Annotated in this window: 4 protein-coding genes; 2 read left to right on the top strand and 2 right to left on the bottom strand. The window is 43.7% G+C overall.

Annotated features, from left to right (window positions below; all coding sequences use genetic code 11):
* Window positions 1–748: 748 nt before the first annotated feature.
* A complete protein-coding gene (locus ACFIN0_RS08940; protein ID WP_375610212.1) occupies window positions 749–1,312 on the top strand; it encodes an NADPH-dependent FMN reductase in 564 nt (187 codons plus the stop codon).
* 18 nt (window positions 1,313–1,330) lie between these two features.
* Window positions 1,331–1,846 carry a short-chain dehydrogenase gene (locus tag ACFIN0_RS08935; protein ID WP_375610213.1) on the top strand — a complete coding sequence of 172 codons (516 nt, stop codon included), beginning with the start codon at window positions 1,331–1,333 and terminating at the stop codon, window positions 1,844–1,846.
* 331 nt (window positions 1,847–2,177) lie between these two features.
* Here ACFIN0_RS08935 and ACFIN0_RS08930 read toward each other — a convergent pair whose 3' ends face one another.
* Entirely contained in the window at window positions 2,178–2,330 is a 153-nt protein-coding gene (locus ACFIN0_RS08930; protein ID WP_375702367.1) for a hypothetical protein, read from the bottom strand.
* Between the two features lie 117 nt (window positions 2,331–2,447).
* Window positions 2,448–2,635 (bottom strand): hypothetical protein (locus tag ACFIN0_RS08925; RefSeq protein ID WP_375702366.1); only part of this gene is annotated, 188 nt, incomplete at its 5' end.

The raw sequence follows: 2,635 nt of genomic DNA, 5'->3' as shown, positions 1-2,635 counted from the left end.
CCCCAACCCAACCCCCCCCCCGCTCCGCCCCACCCAACAACCCCTCCCCCCTCCCCACACCCCCCCCATACCCCTACCTCTCCTACAACCGCCACCCCCCCCCCCCTACAACAGCCTTTACCCGCCCCCCCTACAACAGCCATACCCGCCCGCACCCTACAAACAGCCATACCGCTCTTGCCCCTACAACAGCCATACCGCTCTGCCCCTACAAACAGCCCTATCTAGCTTCTACGATAGCCTTTATCCCTTGAAAAGACAGAAGCATTTTTATTCTTTTCTCCATTGTTTTCCGCCCACTTAAGACATGAAAAAAGGAACTTCCATTGATGCGCAAATTGATCGCGCAATAAGAGCATTTGAAATGAGAAAATCTTACAACTTTCTTATTCCAATTAAAAAGGCTCAATGATCATTATAAATCAAAATATGACGATACATTCCATTTTTCATTAGAGTTCTTGCAAGCCAATAGCTTAGAATATATTCATAAAAGCGCTTCTAAAACACGAGACAGCCGCGATTCTTGAGATCAAGCATTTTAATATTAATGAAAGCACTAACATTCCCTTACAAGTTTAAGGTGTTGTTTTGTCAACAATCTTGTTAGCATGGACTGATTCTATGATGATGCGATATCATCACAATTGCTCTTTATAAACAGCATAATGATACGCATCATTTTACTCACACTTCTTTATAAGCCTTGCGTTATAGGCTTGTGGAGAAAAGATAAAGGAGAATCCTGTTGAATATAGCAATTATTTTGGGGTCTGTGCGTCAACCTTCCTTAACAAGAACTTTAGCCAGTTATTTAGCGGATTGCCTCATAAAACGGGGTGCATCACTTCATTGGGTTGATTTGCGTGAACAGCCCTTGCCGATGACAGATCCAGATTATCATCAGCAGGTAGAGGCTAATCCAAGTGCTGCAGTCCGTGAGTTTGTCAAAACCATTGCCGCGGCTGATGGCGTTATTCTAGCAAGCCCCGTTTATCAAGGGTCTTATTCGGGTGTTTTAAAAAATGCTCTTGATAATTTAGCCTATAATGCCTTTTTAAATAAACCTGTTGGACTTATCTCTCATGGGAGTACGGCCAAAAAATGCGCACAACCTTGTGAACATTTAGTGCCGGTGGTGCACACGCTTTATGGTTACACACTCCAATGTCAAATTGCCTCTTCCAACGAAGATTTTTCCTCAGATGATGAAGGTCGTACTTGGAAAGTTATAAGTGAAGAGGTACAAACACGTTGTGAAAGACTTGCTGATGAAATGTACACATTTTTAAAGCAAAGAGGTGGGATTTAAAGCAATAAGGGAGGGGGCATGAAAAAAAAGGAAGCGCGCTATCGTTATTTAGTGGTAGGGGGCACAGGGATGCTTGCTCCTTTGTATCAATCACTAGAGCCGCAAGAAGTGATTATTGCTGCACGCTTTCTTTCCCATAAAGTCCAGCTTGAGGCATTGCACAACAGACAGTTGTGCGTGTCGTTGGATTATGATTGTGCGGCATCAAAGGCGCAATTTTTAGAAACTGTGAAACAATGGCATGATCTAAAATATTGCATATTATGGATTCATTCGCCTGCCCATGCATTTTCTTGCGCATTAATTGAGCAGTTAGCTCTTTTGCCTAAACCACCATGTATTCTTCATATTTTTGGTTCCAACACGCATGATCAAATAATCCTCGAGTGCGCACGCAAAAACAAGGTTGATTTTATCCCCATTCAATTAGGACAAAAAACAACCCCAAAAGGTTTACGACGGCTGCCCCATCAGGAGATAAGCCAACAGGTACTGGATGCCATAAAAAACCATATGAATAAACAAAACTTATGATCAATACCTCTGCTTTGCAAAGAAGCAGTACCCCTTCAAACTCTATCCATACCCAAACACCCTCTTGAATAACTCATACTCTCTACATCATAGGCTTTTAGAACGAACAATCCCTCTCCTTTACGCCTCTAAACAGCATGCCTATATCAACAGCTTCAAAACCAAACGTTTTTCTAACCCTTCTCACACGGGCTTATCCCCCTCTCACAACCATCACGGCTCTTGAGCAACCACACACCTTTTTACAGTTTCACGTTTTTACGATTTTGCAAATTCACAGAAAACAAGCAAACTGCCGATAAACCGCCCCGTTAAAGCCTATACAAGCCTATTACAAACCTATCATCAGCCTATTCATTGCCATCAACCCTTTTCCCCCAACGCCCTCCATTCCCCCAATCCCCCATTCTAATTTTGACGCATTGCACAATCCAACCTTTACGCCTCCATTGGCACCTCTTCTCCCCAAGCGCTCCACAACCATCACGGCTCTTGAGCAACCACACACCTTTTTACAGTTTCACGTTTTTACGATTTTGCAAATTCACAGAAAACAAGCAAACTGCCGATAAACCGCCCCGTTAAAGCCTATACAAGCCTATTACAAACCTATCATCAGCCTATTCATTGCCATCAACCCTTTTCCCCCAACGCCCTCCATTCCCCCAATCCCCCATTCTAATTTTGACGCATTGCACAATCCAACCTTTATGCCTCCATTGGCACCTCTTCTCCCCAAGCGCCCCACAACCCTCACAGCCCTTGACCAACCACACCCCCTATTACAGT

It is taken from the genome of Bartonella sp. AA89HNZF (genome assembly GCF_042196905.1).
GTDB lineage: Bacteria > Pseudomonadota > Alphaproteobacteria > Rhizobiales > Rhizobiaceae > Bartonella.
The sequence above is the reverse complement of the archived record's forward strand: the minus strand, read 5'-3'. Positions and strand labels throughout refer to the sequence as shown.

What these genes read in the sequence shown, in the direction of transcription:
- ACFIN0_RS08935 (WP_375610213.1), top strand. Translation starts at nt 1,331, where the DNA reads ATGAAAAAAAAGGAAGCGCGCTATCGTTATTTAGTGGTAGGGGGCACA.
- ACFIN0_RS08930 (WP_375702367.1), bottom strand. Translation starts at nt 2,330, where the DNA reads ATGGTTGTGGAGCGCTTGGGGAGAAGAGGTGCCAATGGAGGCGTAAAG.